The 14,909-nt window shown below is 65.4% G+C and carries 17 protein-coding genes; 10 read left to right on the top strand and 7 right to left on the bottom strand.

The genetic code is table 11. The features are described 5' to 3' along the window. The first annotated feature begins 6 nt into the window (after positions 1 to 6). Positions 7 to 894, top strand: a complete 888-nt coding sequence (locus tag FJW05_RS10860) for a branched-chain amino acid ABC transporter permease (protein WP_140631428.1) — start codon at positions 7 to 9, stop codon at positions 892 to 894. Between the two features lies 1 nt (position 895). Further along, positions 896 to 1,876 carry a branched-chain amino acid ABC transporter permease gene (locus FJW05_RS10855; protein WP_140631425.1) on the top strand — a complete coding sequence of 327 codons (981 nt, stop codon included), beginning with the start codon at positions 896 to 898 and terminating at the stop codon, positions 1,874 to 1,876. On the opposite strand, the gene FJW05_RS10850 is transcribed toward FJW05_RS10855, so the two are convergent. From FJW05_RS10850 to FJW05_RS10840, 3 genes are all read right to left on the bottom strand, one after another. Next, on the bottom strand, positions 1,873 to 2,175 hold the full coding sequence (locus FJW05_RS10850; RefSeq protein ID WP_140631423.1) for a HigA family addiction module antitoxin: 303 nt from the start codon (positions 2,173 to 2,175) through the stop codon (positions 1,873 to 1,875). The two genes, FJW05_RS10855 and FJW05_RS10850, sit on opposite strands and share 4 nt — an antisense overlap. Before the next feature lie 38 nt (positions 2,176 to 2,213). Beyond that, positions 2,214 to 2,495, bottom strand: coding sequence for a type II toxin-antitoxin system RelE/ParE family toxin (locus FJW05_RS10845; protein ID WP_140631420.1), 282 nt, complete (start codon positions 2,493 to 2,495; stop codon positions 2,214 to 2,216). 176 nt (positions 2,496 to 2,671) lie between these two features. Then, positions 2,672 to 3,364 (bottom strand): helix-turn-helix domain-containing protein, encoded by a 693-nt coding sequence (locus FJW05_RS10840; protein WP_140631418.1) that lies wholly within the window; start codon positions 3,362 to 3,364, stop codon positions 2,672 to 2,674. Between the two features lie 174 nt (positions 3,365 to 3,538). Between FJW05_RS10840 and FJW05_RS10835 the strand changes: the two genes are divergently transcribed. Together FJW05_RS10835 and FJW05_RS10830 are read left to right on the top strand one after the other, a co-directional pair. After that, positions 3,539 to 3,865, top strand: a complete 327-nt coding sequence (locus tag FJW05_RS10835; RefSeq protein WP_140543052.1) for a DUF1330 domain-containing protein — start codon at positions 3,539 to 3,541, stop codon at positions 3,863 to 3,865. 114 nt (positions 3,866 to 3,979) lie between these two features. Beyond that, a complete protein-coding gene (locus FJW05_RS10830; RefSeq protein WP_181164902.1) occupies positions 3,980 to 4,516 on the top strand; it encodes a hypothetical protein in 537 nt (178 codons plus the stop codon). Between the two features lie 72 nt (positions 4,517 to 4,588). Here the strand turns inward: FJW05_RS10830 and FJW05_RS10825 are convergent, their stop codons facing one another. Further along, complete coding sequence (locus FJW05_RS10825) at positions 4,589 to 5,062, bottom strand: Lrp/AsnC family transcriptional regulator (protein WP_140631415.1); 474 nt, start codon at positions 5,060 to 5,062, stop codon at positions 4,589 to 4,591. Between the two features lie 102 nt (positions 5,063 to 5,164). On the opposite strand from FJW05_RS10825, the gene FJW05_RS10820 reads away from it, so the two are divergent. From FJW05_RS10820 to FJW05_RS10800, 5 genes are all read left to right on the top strand, one after another. Further along, complete coding sequence (locus tag FJW05_RS10820) at positions 5,165 to 6,367, top strand: diaminopropionate ammonia-lyase (protein ID WP_140631413.1); 1,203 nt, start codon at positions 5,165 to 5,167, stop codon at positions 6,365 to 6,367. Next, entirely contained in the window at positions 6,364 to 7,599 is a 1,236-nt protein-coding gene (locus tag FJW05_RS10815) for a Zn-dependent hydrolase (RefSeq protein ID WP_140631410.1), read from the top strand. Before FJW05_RS10820 ends, FJW05_RS10815 begins: the two co-directional genes overlap by 4 nt. A 203-nt stretch (positions 7,600 to 7,802) precedes the next feature. Further along, complete coding sequence (locus FJW05_RS10810; protein ID WP_140631407.1) at positions 7,803 to 8,999, top strand: diaminopropionate ammonia-lyase; 1,197 nt, start codon at positions 7,803 to 7,805, stop codon at positions 8,997 to 8,999. Between the two features lie 96 nt (positions 9,000 to 9,095). Continuing rightward, the gene (locus FJW05_RS10805) at positions 9,096 to 10,277 is read left to right on the top strand and encodes a M20 aminoacylase family protein (RefSeq protein WP_140631401.1); all 1,182 of its coding nucleotides are present in this window, start codon (positions 9,096 to 9,098) and stop codon (positions 10,275 to 10,277) included. Between the two features lie 248 nt (positions 10,278 to 10,525). Beyond that, positions 10,526 to 12,622 carry an EAL domain-containing protein gene (locus tag FJW05_RS10800; RefSeq protein WP_140631397.1) on the top strand — a complete coding sequence of 699 codons (2,097 nt, stop codon included), beginning with the start codon at positions 10,526 to 10,528 and terminating at the stop codon, positions 12,620 to 12,622. Positions 12,623 to 12,644: 22 nt separating this feature from the next. On the opposite strand, the gene FJW05_RS10795 is transcribed toward FJW05_RS10800, so the two are convergent. Together FJW05_RS10795 and FJW05_RS10790 are read right to left on the bottom strand one after the other, a co-directional pair. Next, the gene (locus FJW05_RS10795; protein WP_140631392.1) at positions 12,645 to 12,947 is read right to left on the bottom strand and encodes an AzlD family protein; all 303 of its coding nucleotides are present in this window, start codon (positions 12,945 to 12,947) and stop codon (positions 12,645 to 12,647) included. Then, positions 12,944 to 13,687: an AzlC family ABC transporter permease gene (locus tag FJW05_RS10790; protein WP_140631388.1), complete on the bottom strand. Its 744-nt coding sequence runs from the start codon at positions 13,685 to 13,687 to the stop codon at positions 12,944 to 12,946. Before FJW05_RS10790 ends, FJW05_RS10795 begins: the two co-directional genes overlap by 4 nt. A 171-nt stretch (positions 13,688 to 13,858) precedes the next feature. Between FJW05_RS10790 and FJW05_RS10785 the strand changes: the two genes are divergently transcribed. Further along, positions 13,859 to 14,317: an Lrp/AsnC family transcriptional regulator gene (locus FJW05_RS10785; protein WP_040981044.1), complete on the top strand. Its 459-nt coding sequence runs from the start codon at positions 13,859 to 13,861 to the stop codon at positions 14,315 to 14,317. A gap of 245 nt (positions 14,318 to 14,562) precedes the next feature. Here FJW05_RS10785 and FJW05_RS10780 read toward each other — a convergent pair whose 3' ends face one another. Further along, positions 14,563 to 14,883: a plasmid stabilization protein gene (locus FJW05_RS10780; RefSeq protein ID WP_140631386.1), complete on the bottom strand. Its 321-nt coding sequence runs from the start codon at positions 14,881 to 14,883 to the stop codon at positions 14,563 to 14,565. Positions 14,884 to 14,909 lie beyond the last annotated feature (26 nt).

Genomic DNA, 14,909 nt, shown 5'->3' with positions numbered 1-14,909 from the left:
GGCGCCATGACCATGATCTTCGGCATCCCCATCCAGGCGCTTCTCGGTCAGCTCCTCGTCGGCCTGATCAATGGTTCGTTCTACGCCATGCTCAGCCTCGGCCTCGCCGTCATCTTCGGCCTCTTACGCATCATCAACTTCGCCCATGGCGCGCTCTATATGCTGGGCGCTTTCATCGGCTATCTGCTGCTCGTGCATTTGGGCATCGGCTACTGGCCGGCGCTGGTCCTGGTGCCGCTTGTCGTCGGCCTGTTCGGCATGGCGGTCGAGCGCCTTGCTTTGTCGCATCTCTACCGCCTCGACCCACTCTATGGCCTGCTCTTCACCTTTGGCCTTGCCTTGGTCATCGAAGGCGTGTTCCGCTATTATTACGGCGTCTCCGGCAATCCATACGCCGTGCCCGCGCTGCTCGCCGGCGGCACCAATCTCGGCTTCATGTTCCTGCCCAACTATCGCGGCTGGGTGGTGGCGGCTTCGCTCATCGTCTGCATCGGCACCTGGCTGCTGATCGAGAAGACCAGGCTAGGCTCCTATCTGCGCGCGGCCACCGAGAACCCGGAACTGGTTCAGGCCTTCGGCGTTAACGTGCCGCTTCTGCTCACGCTCACCTACGGGCTGGGCGCGGCGCTTGCGGGGCTCGCCGGCATTCTCGCCGCTCCGGTCTACCAGGTCAGCCCGCTGATGGGCTCGGACCTGATCATCGTCGTCTTCGCCGTTGTCGTGGTCGGCGGCATGGGCTCGATCCTCGGCGCCATCGTCACCGGCTACATGCTCGGCCTCGCCGAGGGCCTGACCAAGGTTTTCTATCCCGAGGCCTCGAACCTCGTCGTCTTCGTCATTATGGCGATCGTGCTTTTGCTCAGGCCCGCCGGCCTGTTCGGAAGGGACGCCTGAGATGAGCGAGGCGACCCTTCACGCAGAACGAGCCGCCGCCTCCGTGAGGCTCGAACGGGCGCTGGTGGTGTTGGGCATCGTGGCGCTGATCGCCGCGCCCTTCGTCATCTATCCGATCTTCGTCATGAAGATGCTGTGCTTTGCGCTGTTTGCCTGCGCCTTCAACCTGCTCTTGGGCTACACCGGCCTGCTTTCCTTCGGCCATGCCGCCTTCTTCGGCGGCGCGGCCTATTTTTGCGCCTATGCGGTGAAAGCCTGGGGCTGGCCGCCAGAGGCCGGCATCCTGCTCGGCACCGCAGGTGCCGCGGGCATGGGCCTCGTCATGGGCTTCCTCGCCATCCGCCGGCAGGGCATCTATTTCTCGATGATCACGCTGGCGCTGGCGCAGATGTTCTATTTCTTCTGCGTCCAGGCGCCCTTCACCGAGGGCGAGGACGGCATCCAGGGCGTGCCTCGCGGCCACCTGTTCGGCGTCGTGGACCTCAACGTCGCCATGAACATGTATTTCTTCGTGCTCGCCGTCTTCCTCATCGGCGTCTTCGCCATCTGGCGCATCGTCAACTCGCCCTTCGGCATGATCCTGCGCTCCATCCGCGAGAACGAGAACCGCGCCATTTCGCTCGGCTATTCCGTCGGCCGCTACAAGCTCGCCGCCTTCGTCATGTCGGCCGCGCTTGCCGGCTTTGCCGGCGCGACCAAGACGATCGTCTTCCAGTTCGCCACGCTCACCGACGTCACCTGGCAGATGTCGGGCGAAGTGATCCTGATGACGCTGCTCGGCGGCATCGGCACCATGGTCGGCCCGGTGGCGGGCGCGGGCCTTGTCGTCGGGCTGGAGAATACACTCGCGACATCCGGCTTCCCTGTGACCATCGCCACGGGGCTGATCTTCATGGTCTGCGTGCTGGTATTCCGGCGTGGGATTGTCGGGGAGGTCTATGCGCGGTGGCTGGGGTGGAGGGCGGGCGGCAAGAACTCCTAAGCTGCGGCCGCCCCGAACCGCTCAATCTCTTTGAGTTCTTCCTGTATGGAGGTGCCCTCGACGGCGAGGTCATAGCTGGCCTGCATGTTCATCCAGAACTGCGGAGTCGTCCCAAAGAACTTTGCGAGGCGCAAAGCGGTGTCTGGCGTAACAGGGGTGGTCTCGTTGGCAAGGCGTTCGATACGCGTACGTGGGACGTGAAGCTTCTTCGCCACGGTGTAGGGCTTCAGGTCGAGTGGCTCGAGGAACTCGGCCCTCAATATCTCGCCGGGATGAATAGGCTTGTCGAGGTCGATCATTTGGTTCCGCTCCTGTCGGATAGAGCTGGTTGGTTCAGCTAATGATAGTCGGTGATCTCTACATCGTCCGCTCCACCATCCGTCCACCGAAAGCAAACGCGAAATTGGTCGTTGATACGGATCGAGTATTGACCGGCGCGATCGCCCTTCAGCGCTTCAAGCCGGTTTCCCGGTGGGACCTTGAGATCGGCCAGTTCGGCAGCGTTGTCCAACATGAACAGTTTCCGTTGAGCGACACGAACGAGATCTGCCGGGAATCCTTTCGGAGCTTTGCCTGTCGAAACCGCCTCAGTGGTGCTGTCTCTGAACGAACGTATCATCCACTTCCCCCGAAACGTATCTTCTCATGATGCGTCTTCAAGATCAAGCGCAAAGTATCATTCGATGATACGAAATGGCTCGAAGGGGTCATGTTGAGCGAGGTGCGCCCGCCGGCACTTCCGGCCCGCCTTCCCGGTCCATCGCCACAAACGTGCGACAGCAAGGTGGTGCCCGGCTATGCCGCCCGCTTGGGTTCGACCGCGAACGGGCTGAGCCCGAGCCAGGTTTGCATCTTCCTGCCAATGGCCTTGTCGCCGGTCAGGACGACCTTCACGCCGGCCTTCTCGACAGTCAGCACGCCCATCCAGATTGCGGTCATCGTGTGGAGATCGGTCGAGACGTAGAGGTCCACCTCGAAACCCGGATCGTACCAGCACAAATCGACCTCGCCATGCTTCTCGACGATCAGCCACCACGAGCGTTTCGAGGCCGGCAGATCCTGATACAGAAATTGTATCACCGTTCTTCCCTCGGGCAGCGGCAAGGGGTTCAGATTGCGCCGCATATCCCACATCAGCAGCGACGGATCGAGGTTCTTCAACGACAGCCGGGACTCGACCCATTTCTGTCCCCAGAAGCCCATCGCCTCGACAACAGGGCGCAAATCGAGTCCCGCCTCGGTCAGCCGATAGTCGAAGATACCCTTCTCGCCGGGGACTTCCCGGCGCTCCACGACCCCCGCCAGCTCCAGCTCCTTCAGCCGTTGCGACAGAAGGGTCGGCGACATTTTCGGCACGCCGCGGCGCAGGTCGTTGAAGCGGGTCGAGCCCGCCACCAGCTCGCGCATCAACACCATCGTCCAGCGGGTGCACAGCACCTCGGCGGCCATCGATAGCGGGCAGAACTGCTTGTAACCGTGCTGGGCCATGATCGGCGCCTCCTCAAAAGTCGACCGGACATTAGACCTTCATGAATGAAGCGGCGAGTACAGAAACTGTACCGGGCCGGTACAGATCCAGGACTGGTTGGCGCGAGCCTTGCCGTGCGAGCCGTTTGGCCGACGCACGGGATATCCCTGTGCGCAGCAACCAGGAGAATGACCATGACCGCTTACCTTATCGCGGACATCAAAGTGAAAGATCCGAAATGGATACCGGACTACGCCGCGACCGTGCACGACCTCGTTCACAAGCACGGCGGCAGATATCTGGCGCGCAGCGGCAATGTGAGGACGCTCGAGGGCAAGCCGCTCGACACGACACTGATCGCGCTGATGGCCTTTCCATCGGAAGCGGCGGCGCACGCCTTCACCAATGATCCGGCCTACGCCCCCTTCGTGTCGGCCCGCCAGGGCGGCAGCGACAGCCGCTTTCAGCTGATCGACAACACCGATCTGGCCGGAACGATTTCGTACCTGCCGAAGGGATGATCGGCAGCCGCCGCATCCAAACCGGGATCATCAAGCACAAACAGCCACGGCGCTTGCCTGTCGCGCCGCCGTATTTTCGGCGGCCGGCCAGCCGTGCTTTTCAGGAAGAACGGAATGAACATGACACCAAACTTTTGTAACAGGCTGCTCATGGCAGCGGCTGCGCTGACGGCCTGTACGACCTTCGCCCAGGCGCATCAGGACGCGGCTGCATCGGTGTCCGGCGCCAACCCGCTGGCCGACAAGGTGCGAGCGGCCAACAGCCGGTTTCTTGACGTCAAGGCTGCCACGGCGGAGGGCTATGCGTCCATTCCTTGCGCCAGCGGTATCACCGGCGGCGCCATGGGCATCCACTATGTCAACGGCCAGTATCTGAAGGACGACAAGATCGATATCGCCCGTCCGGAAGCGGTCATGTACGAGCCGATGGCCGACGGCACGCTGAAGCTGGTGGCGGTCGAATACATCACCTCGAAGGGGCCCGCGTCGCTCGACGGCCAGCTGTTCAACTTCAACAGCGCGCCCAACCGCTACGGCCTGGGCGAGTTCTACGAACTGCATGTCTGGGCCTGGAAAGGCAACCCGACCGGCACCTTCGCCGACATGAACCCGAAAGTGTCGTGCGAACACGCCGCGTCGCCGACCCAGTAAAGGCTGGAGATTGGCGAAAGCCAGGACGACAGCCGATCTCCCCCCGTTGGGGAGGTCGGCAGCTTCGACGCCTCACCCGACCGGCACTTCCATCCCCACCTTCACCCGGTCCATGGCGACAAACGTGCGAAACCTTTTGACATTGTTGTTCTCGAAGAACAGCCGCCTAGTCAGCGCCTCGTAATCGGCCATCGTCGCCACCGTGACGACCAGGATGAAATCGGCCTCGCCGGTGACGTAGTAGCATTGCTGCACTTCGGGCACTTGGGCAAAACCGCGCTTGGCGGCGTCGATGAGCTCGGCGCGTTCGCTCTCCACCTCCACCTCGACGAAGATCGTGATCGGGTGGCCGACCTTGGCCGGATCGACCAGCGCCACATTGGCGCGGATGACGCCGGTCTCCTCCATGCGCTTGATGCGCCGCTGCACGGCCGGCGCCGACAGGTTGACCTTCTCGCCGATCGTGCGCTGCGGCGTGGCGTTGTCCTTCTGCAGGATGGCGAGGATGGCGCGGTCGAAGGCGTCGAGTTCGGGCGAAATGGACATGGCAGCGCTCCAAACGAAACAAACTTGCAATTCAGGCGCCAAAACAGAGCGTCTTTCTCGCCTAGCCTGCAATAAATTTCGATCATCAAGACGGAGAAACCCATGTTGCTGCTCAACCGCCACCCGGACCATCGCCAGCCGCTGAGCGAGGAGGACGCAGCGACGCTTGGGCTCGCCGGGGCCGATGAAGCGGAACGCTTCCTTGCCGCGCGCGACAATCATGCCGAGACGCCGCTGCACGCCCTGCCGGCGTTGGCGGCCGAGCTCGGCATCGACGCGCTGCATGTCAAGGACGAGGGCAAGCGCCTCGGCCTCGGCAGTTTCAAGGCGCTCGGCGGCGCCTATGCCGTCATGCATCTGGTGCTGGAGGAGGCCGGTAGCCGGCTCTGCCGCGCCGTGGATGTCGCGGACCTGCACAAGCCTGAGGTGAAGGCGGTCGCCGCGCAGATGACCTTCGCATGCGCAACCGACGGCAATCATGGGCGCTCGGTGGCGCAGGGCGCCGGCCTTGTCGGCGCGCGCTCCGTCATCTTCGTTCATTCGGGTGTCAGCAACGAGCGCGTGGCGGCCATTGCCCGCTTCGGCGCCGAAATAGTGCGCGTCGCCGGCGATTACGACCAGTCGGTCAGGGAAGCCGCCCGCGTCGCCGCCGAGCGCGGCTGGACCGTCGTCTCCGACACGTCCTGGCCGGGTTATGAGCGCATACCCGGGCTTGTGATGCAGGGCTACACGGTGATCGTGCGCGAGACGCTGAGGCGCTTGCCGCAGCCGCCCACCCACGTCTTCCTTCAAGCCGGCGTCGGCGGCTTCGCCGCGGCGGTCGCCGGCCATCTCGCCATCATGCTTGGCGAGGATCGCCCGAAGGCCATCGTGGTCGAGCCCACGCGGGCGGCCTGCGTCTATGAGACGGCCAAGGCCGGACGTCCGGTCACGATCGCGCACAGCAAGCCCACGGTGATGGCGATGCTCGAATGCTACGAGCCGTCTCTGGTCGCCTGGCGCGTGCTGTCACGGGTCGGCGATGCTTTCATGACCGTGGACGAGGAAGATGCCGTCGCGGTGATGAACCGTCTGGCGAGACCTGCCGGCAACGATCCGGCGATCGTCTCGGGCGAGAGCGGCGGGGCAGGGCTCGCCGGGCTGATCCGCGCTGCCGGCGACAACAAGATGCGCGCGGCGCTCGGTCTCGATGGGAATTCCCGCGTGCTGATCATCAATTCCGAAGGCGCGACCGATCCCGGCCGCTATGCCGAGCTGGTCGGAATGGCGCCGGAAGAAGTCGCGCAAGCGAGGCTGCCGGCATGAGCAATCTGACGATCAACGCCGACCGGCTTCTCGGCCGTATCCAGGAGCTCGGCAGTATCGGCCGCGATGCGCAGGGGCGGCTGGTCCGCGTCGCCGCCTCCGAGATGGACCGGCTCGGCCGCGACCGCCTCGTCGGCTGGCTGGAAGAGGCAGGGCTCGAGGTCGCCGTCGACCGCATCGGCAACATTTTCGGCATCTGGCGCGACGATGCCAATAGCGGCCAGCAGCCGGTCATGCTCGGCTCGCATATCGACACGGTGATCGACGCCGGCATCTATGACGGCTGCTATGGCGTGCTTGCCGGCCTCGAAGCGATCGAGTGCCTGAGGGAGGCCGGCTTCGCGCCGGCGCGCCCGATCGTGGTTGCCGCCTTCACCAACGAGGAGGGCGTGCGCTTCTCGCCCGACATGATGGGCTCGCTGGTCTTTGCCGGCGGTCGGAACCTCGAGGAAGCGCTGGCCTCGGTCGGCACCGACGGCACGGTGCTGGGCAAGGAGCTGGAGCGCATCGGCTATGCCGGTCGGCATCAGCCCCGCTTCCTCAAGCCGCATGCCTATGTCGAGCTGCATGTCGAGCAGGGGCCGGTGCTCGAGCGCGAGGGCATCGCCATCGGCGCGGTCGAAAACCTGCAGGGCATTTCCTGGCAGCGCGTTACCATTAACGGCGAGGCCAACCATGCCGGCACCACGCCGATGTCGATGCGAAAGGACGCAGGCGTCGCCGCCGCCCGCGTGATCGGCTTCTTGGCGGACCGGGCCAGCGCCTCGTCGACGCGCACTGTCGCCACCGTCGGCACCATCGCGTTCGAGCCGAACGCCATCAACGTCATCCCGTCGCGGGCGACCTTCACGATCGACCTGCGCGATCCCGAGGAAACGCACCTTCGCAAAGAGGAGGCGGCGCTTGCCGCCTTCCTCGACAAATTGGCTGCAAGCGCCGGCGTTACCGTCCATGCCGAAAGCCTGGCGCGTTTCGAGCCGGTGACCTTCGATGCCCGCATCGTCGCGCTGATCGAGGATGGCGCCAGGGCCGCCGGCCTTTCGTGCCGGCGCATGACCTCGGGCGCCGGCCACGACGCGCAGATGATCGCCCGCATCGCGCCGTCCGCGATGATCTTCGTGCCGAGCCGGGGCGGCATTAGCCACAACCCCGCCGAGTTCACCGCTCCCGACGAGCTGGTCGCCGGCGCCAACATCCTGCTTAGCGTCGCCGCCCGGCTGGCGGGCGGCTGATCGCGGGAGGAACCAGATAGGGGTGCCGCTGGGGATGAAATACCACCAAAAATAGTCATGTTGGCTCTATCTGGTCGTCCAGAAGCGAACATCCGGCGACATCCAATCGAAACAAACTTCAATCACTTAGCCAATTAAAACATCCAAAATCGCGCCCGAATCGCGCCCGCCGACAGAGCTCAGTGCCTCGCAGGAAGACTAGCATGCTGCTTCTCAACCAACGTCCAGAACACAACCAGCCGTTGGTTGCCGCCGATGCCGAGTCGCTCGGCATCGCGGGGGGCGAGCGGGCCGAGCGTTACCTCAAGGCGCGCGACGATCATGCCGAAACGCCGCTGCACGCCTTGCCGGCGCTGGCCGATCACCTCGGCGTCGCGGCACTTCATGTCAAGGATGAAGGCCAGCGTCTCGGCCTTGGCAGCTTCAAGGCGCTGGGCGGCGCCTATGCCGTCATGCGGCTGGTGCTGGAAGAGGCCGGCAAGCGCCTCGGTCGCGATGTCGATGTCTCGGAGATCAACGAGCCGAGAGTGCGCGGGATCGCGTCGAGCATGATCTTTGTCTGCGCCACCGACGGCAACCATGGCCGATCCGTGGCGCAGGGCGCCGGGCTTGTCGGTGCGCGTTCGGTGATCTTCGTCCATGCCGGCGTCAGCGCCGAGCGCGTCGCGGCCATCGCCCGCCTCGGCGCCGAGATCGTGCGGGTCGAGGGCGGCTATGACCATACGGTGCGCGAGGTCGCCCGCGTCGGTGCCGAGCGCGGCTGGAAGATCGTCTCCAACACGTCCTGGCTCGGCTATGAGCGCGTCCCCGGACTGGTCATGCAGGGCTACACTGTGATCGTGCGCGAGACGCTGCGGCGCCTGGCCGAGCCACCGACGCATATTTTCCTGCAGGCCGGCGTCGGCGGCTTCGCGGCGGCAATTGCCTGCCATATGGCGGTCATACTTGGCTCCAGGCGGCCGAAAGCGGTGGTGGTCGAGCCGCGGCGCTCGGCGTGCCTCTACGCTTCGGCTGAGGCCGGACGTCCGGTGACGATCGCCCAGCAGCAGCCGACCGTGATGACGATGCTCGAATGCGCCGAGCCGTCCTTGGTCGCCTGGCGCGTGCTGGCGCGCGTCGGCGATGCCTTCATGACAGTGGAAGAAGAGGACGCGGTCGCCGTGATGAAGCGGCTGGCGCGGCCCTTGGACAACGATCCGGCGATCGTCTCCGGCGAGAGCGGCGGCGTCGGGCTTGCCGGACTGGTCCGCGCTGCGGGCGACGGGCAGATGCGCGCGGCGTTAGGCCTCGATGCCGGCTCCCGCGTGCTCGTCGTCAACTCGGAGGGCGCCACCGACCACGGCCGCTTTGCCGAGCTGGTCGGGATGGCGCCGGCAGAGGTGTTCCTGCAGACTGCCTGAGAGCAATTCCGGGAAAAGCGCGCAGCGGTTGACTCGGCGACTTCGACGTAGCCTTCCGTCCAGAATTGCGTCAAGAAAAGAGACTTGAGGGCAACGATGGCTGAGCTCGACCAGCAGGCACTGCACAGCGAGATGACGGCGTGGCGACGCGATCTCCACGCCCATCCCGAATTCGGCTTCGAGGAACAGCGCACCGCCGCTTTTATCGCCGCGAAATTGCGGGAGTTCGGCCTGGAGGTCGCCGAAGGCGTCGGCGGCACCGGCGTCGTCGGCACGCTGACCCGAGGCAGCGGCAACCGTGCCATCGCGTTGCGCGCCGACATGGATGCGCTGCACATCGCGGAGCAGGGCAGGCAAGCCTGGCGCTCGCAAATGCCGGGCACCATGCATGCCTGCGGCCATGACGGCCATACCTCGATGCTGCTCGGCGCGGCGAAATTGCTTGCCGGTGAGGGCGGCTTCGACGGCACGGTGCGCTTCATCTTCCAGCCGGCCGAGGAATGGGGCAGGGGCGCGCTGGCTATGCTGGGCGACGGCCTGCTCGAGCGCTTCCCCTTCGAGGAGGTCTTTGGGCTGCACAACATGCCCGGTCTGCCCATCGGTCATTTCGAGACCCGGAGCGGTTCGGTCATGTCGGCCGAGGACAATTTCGAGATCGTGCTCAAGGGCCTGGGCGGCCACGCGGCGCGGCCGCATGCCGGCCAGGAGACCCTGGTCGCCGCCTGCGCGCTGGTCGTCAACCTCCAGACCATCGTCTCGCGGCGCCTGAGCCCCGCCGATATCGGCGTCGTCTCGGTGACCGAGCTCATTGCCGACGGCACCCGCAATGCGCTGCCCGGCACGGCGCGCATCCTCGGCGACTGCCGCAGTTTCCGGCCCGAGGTGAGCGCCGCGATCGAAAAGGAGATGCGCCGCATCGCCGACGGCACGGCCCAGGCCTATAACGTTGCGGCTGAAGTCGCTTACACCCGCGAGTTCGTGCCGTTGATCAACGATGCGGCATTGGTCGACGAGGCGCTTGCGGCGGCCCGGTCCGTGCTGGCCGACGACGCTGTTCGCGTCGCGGCCGACGATGCCGTTCGCATCGCGGCTGAGCCCATGACCGCCTCGGAGGATTTCGCCCGCTTCCTCGACCATGTGCCTGGCTGCTTCGTCTTCATGGGCAATGGCGATACGGCACCGCTGCACAACCCGTCCTATGATTTCGACGACATGGCCCTGCTGCACGGCGCACGGTTCCATGCGGCGGTGGTGAGGCGAAGGTTGGCGGTGGGCTAGGCGATTGGCGGCGGCGGTCGAGCGCAGACGGGGGTGCTGTCCCGCCGGCGTTTCAATTTTTGCAGTCACAGCCAAGCCGGTTAGCGACCAGCTCCACCCCAACAAAATCAACGTCGCGATCCTTCACGCCCCCTCTGGCCTGCCGGCCATCCCCCCCTCCTGGGAGGAGGTTAACTGAACCACTCCCGGTAACCCTTTTTTCTCTGCTTCCATGCAATATTGCCGGGACGGGATGGCAAGAACAAAGAATGGCGGACGACGATAAACGCAACGGTAAGTTCTGGGCGCTGGCGCTTGATCGCGCTCATCTCGGTCTATGGGACTGGAATTTGTCGACCGGCGATTGCTACTATTCGCCGACCTGGTCGAAGATGTTGGGCTACGAGGCGAACGAGCTCGCCAACACGCCCGATCTCTGGCTGAAGCTGACCCATCCCGACGATCGCCAGCGCGCGCAGGAAAGCGGCGACCGGCATATTGCGGGCCTCGTCGATTCCATCGAGACGGAGCTGCGCTTGCGCCACAAGGACGGCCACTGGGTCTGGGTGCTCGACCGCGGCGGCATTGTCGAGCAGGACGCCAGCGGCAAGCCGCTCAGGATGATGGGCGTGCAGACCGACATCACCCGGCAGAAAGAGGCCGAGGCGGCGCTCGAGCAGGTCAATATCCGCTTCCGCCTCGCGATTGCCGCCAGCGGCACCGGCATCTGGCATCACGATATCGGTACGAAGAAGAGCTATTGGGACGCGCGCACGCGCGAGATCTTCGGCCTGGTTGCCGATACCGATGAGGTGACGGCCGACCTCTGGCACACCTACCTTCATCCCGACGACAAGGAAGCTACCGAGCGAGCGCATCTGATCGCCCCCGGCTCGAACAGCGTCGTCGCCTCGCAATACCGGATAGTCCTGCGTGACGGCCAGGTCCGCCATCTCGAGTCGCTGGTGCGTTTCATTGCCGGCGTCGGCTCGGCCGGCCAGATTTTGGGCACGGTGCGCGACATCACCGAGGAGAAGACGCGCGCCGAGGAGCTTGCATTCGCCGCGCGTCACGACGCGCTGACCGGGTTGCTCAACCGTTCGGCCTTCGACCGGCTGCTTGCCGAGAACATCGCCATGGCCGGGCGGCTGCCGCTTGCCGTGTTCTATGTCGACCTCGACTACTTCAAGGCGCTCAACGACTATGCCGGCCATGCCGCCGGAGACCTCGCGCTGAAGAGCGTCGCGGCGGGCATCCTCGCCAGCCTGCCCGCGTCGGGGCAGGCGGCGCGCCTCGGCGGCGACGAATTCGCGCTGTTGGTGCCGAACTGCAATGACGCCTGCGCCGAGCGCCTTGCCCGCGCGGTGCTTGCCGCGGTGCACGACGCCGATCCCGGCTCTGCCGCCACCTCGCGCAGGCTTGCCGCCAGCATCGGCATCGCCTTCGTGCGCGACCCCACCATGAGCGTGGCCGACGCGCTCGCCTGCGCCGACGATGCCTGCTACGCCGCCAAGGCCGGCGGCCGTGGCCGCTTCGCGGTGTTCTCGCCGGAAACGGCGTCGGGCGCCGGCGGCCTCAACGCCGCGCGGCTTGCCGCAGACCTGGTCGATGCGATGGAGGATGGCCGGCTGAAGCTGTTCGGCCAGGAGATCCACCGGCTCGGGCAGTCATGGGAGGACAGCCGCCACGTCGAGGTGCTGGCCAGGCTCGAGGGCCGCAGCGGCAACATGATCCCGCCCTGCGGTTTCATGCCGGTCGCCGAACGCTTCGGCCTTGCCGCCCGGCTCGACCGCTGGATCATCCGCGCCGCGCTGACGCGCCACGGCGAGGCGATGCGCGCGGGCGCCATCTCGCTCGACTTCAACCTGTCGGCGCAGACGCTTTCCGATCCGCAGCTCTGGGAGTTCGTCGACGAGGCGATCGCCGACAGCGGCGCGCCGGCATCGGCGATCGGCTTCGAGATCACAGAAACCGCCGCCGTCACCAATTTCGATGCCGCGGCCGAGTTCGTGCGCAAGGCCAGGCAACGCCGCTGCCGCGTCAGCCTCGACGATTTCGGCGCCGGCATGAGCTCGTTCGAATATCTCAGGCGCTTTCCCGTCGATGCCATCAAGATCGACGGCTCCTTCGTCGAGCACATCGCCGAAAGCCGGTTCGACCGCGAGATCGTTTCGGCGATCACCGGCATCGCCCGCTCGATGGGCGCTGCCGTGGTGGCAGAGAAGATCGAGGAAAAGAACGCGCTGGAAATCCTCATGGGCATGGGCGTTGCCTATGGCCAGGGCTATTTCCTGCACCGGCCCGAGCCGCTGGAAGCGATCGTGGCAAGGGCGACGGGCGGCGCGTGGGGGATGCGGGCCGGCTAAGCTATCTCCTCCTCGGGGGAGATCAGCCACCCATCAGCCACCTCAGCACGCCCGCCGAAGCCACCCCGATCACCACTGTCGGCAGCATCGACAGCCGTGTCGCGGCAATCACCGTGATTACAAGCGCCGCCAGATCGGCCGGATTCTTCGAGACGAAATCCGGCGCGATCACCGAGATCAGCACGCAGCCGGGCGCGGCTTCCATCACCGCCGTGGCGCGTGGGCCGAGCGCGCGGTTCCTCAGCACCACATAGCCGCCGATGCGGGTGAGATACGTCACGCCGGCCATCGCCAGGATGGCGAGCACGGTCATCGGATCGATCATCTCTCACCTGCCGGGAACCACGCGGCCACCAGGCCGGACAGCGCACCGGCCGCCACATACCAGGCGCCGGGCATGACGAGAGAGGTGAGCGCCGCCACCACCAGGCTGACCAGCCAGGGCCGCGCCGCGGCAAAGCCCGTCCACATGCCCCGAAGCAACACCAGGAACACAGCCGGGAAAGCCAAGGCAAAACCGTATGTCTCGACGTCGCCGAGCACCGGACCGAGTGCCGCGCCGCAGGTCGTGAACGCCACCCAGGCGAGGTAGAAGGGCAGGGCGGCGCCCAAATAAAAGGCCGGGCTGAAGGCCGGCCGCATGCCGGCGTCGGCGCGCCGCCGCGCATCCGCAAGGCCTACGGCCCAGCTCTCGTCGCACATCAGGAACAGCGCCGGAAAAACCTGCCGCTTCGGCAGATGGTTGATGAACGGCGCAAGTGCGGCGCCCATCAGGAAATGCCGGCTGTTGACCAGAAAGGTGATGGCGGCGATCAACAGGATATGCGGCGGCGAAGTCCAGAGCTGGATCGCGGCGAACTCGGAGCCACCGGCGAAATTGAGGCCGGTCATCAGCGGCACCTCGGCCACGCTCAGGCCCTTCTGCGCGGCCTGCGCGCCGAGCACCAGCGCGTAAGGGATGATGCCGAGCAGCACCGGCGTCGAAGCGGCGAGCCCGCGCCGGAACTCGCCGCCGCGTCCATCGGTGCTTTGACCCTCGGCGAGGGCGATCTCGGAAACGCTCATGGCTTTGCTTTCGGCTGGCCTCGCGGCCGCCGTTCTCCCGCTCGGTTGTGGGTTGCTATCGGTGGGGCACTATAGCCGAATTGCCTCGCAATCGGGTTGCGAAGATGCCCCGTTTCTGCCAAAATTTAGCATTGAATGGCGAATTAGAGCAAAAGATTGGACTCTGGCACTATGAAGCTGGATGAGATCGACAGGCGCATCCTGCGCGCCTTGCAGCGCGACGGGCGCATGGCCAATAACGATCTGGCCAAGGAAGTCGGCCTCTCGCCGTCGCCTTGCCTGCGGCGCGTCAAGTTGCTGGAGGAGGCCGGCGTCATCGACCGCTACGTCGCGGTTCTCAACCCGGCCAAGATCGGCCGCGGCCAGACCTTCTTCACCCGCATCTGGCTGAAGCAGCAGGACGAGGACACGATCGAGCATTTCGCCGCCGAGGTGGCGAAATTCCCCGAAGTGATGGAGTGCTATCTGATGCTGGGCGACTGCGACGCGATGGTGCGGATCGTGGCGGCCGGCATCGACGACTACCGCCGCTTCCAGTCGGAGCATCTGAGCCGCATCAAGGGCGTGCAGAACGTCAAGACGGATGTGCCAAGCCAGACGATCAAGCAGACCTCGGAGATGCCGCTGTAGGGGGCATTCTCCTTCTCCCCTTGTGGGGTGAGAAGCGGTCCGCGTGAGCGGATGGAAAGCCAATTGCTTGGCTTTTCGAGCTTCGAACGCCCTGAGCCTGCGAAGGGCCGGGCGGTGGCCGCGAAACGGCCGGATGAGGGGTGTTCCAGGGAAAGCCGGCGTCTCGCTCCGCTGGAACACCCCTCATCCGTCTCGGCGCTGCGCGCCGATCCACCTTCTCCCACAAGGGGAGAAGGGGAAGTTCCTCAATGATGGGCGTGGTGCTCAGCGTTGCGCTTGCGCGTGGCCGCTGCCTTCTTCGCGGAAGCGGAGCGCGCGGCCGCGGATCGCTCGCCCGACGCCTTGCCACCCGTCCTGCCGCCCTTGTGCGCGGCCGGATTGCCGGTGTGCTTGCCGCGGCCGGAGCCGCCTTCCTTCTTGCCCCCGGCGTCGTCCTTGTTGACGGTCGCCCAGGCGCGCCGCTCGGCTTCCTTTTCGGACACGCCGCGCTTCTCGTAGCCTTCGGCGATATGGTCGGCCTTGCGTTCCTGCTTGTCGGTGTATTTCGATTTATCGCCACGTGGCATTTGCTTGCTCCTTGTTGCGCTGAGTG

This window comes from Mesorhizobium sp. B2-9-1 (genome assembly GCF_006439455.1).
Classification (GTDB): domain Bacteria; phylum Pseudomonadota; class Alphaproteobacteria; order Rhizobiales; family Rhizobiaceae; genus Mesorhizobium.
The sequence above is the reverse complement of the archived record's forward strand: the minus strand, read 5'-3'. Positions and strand labels throughout refer to the sequence as shown.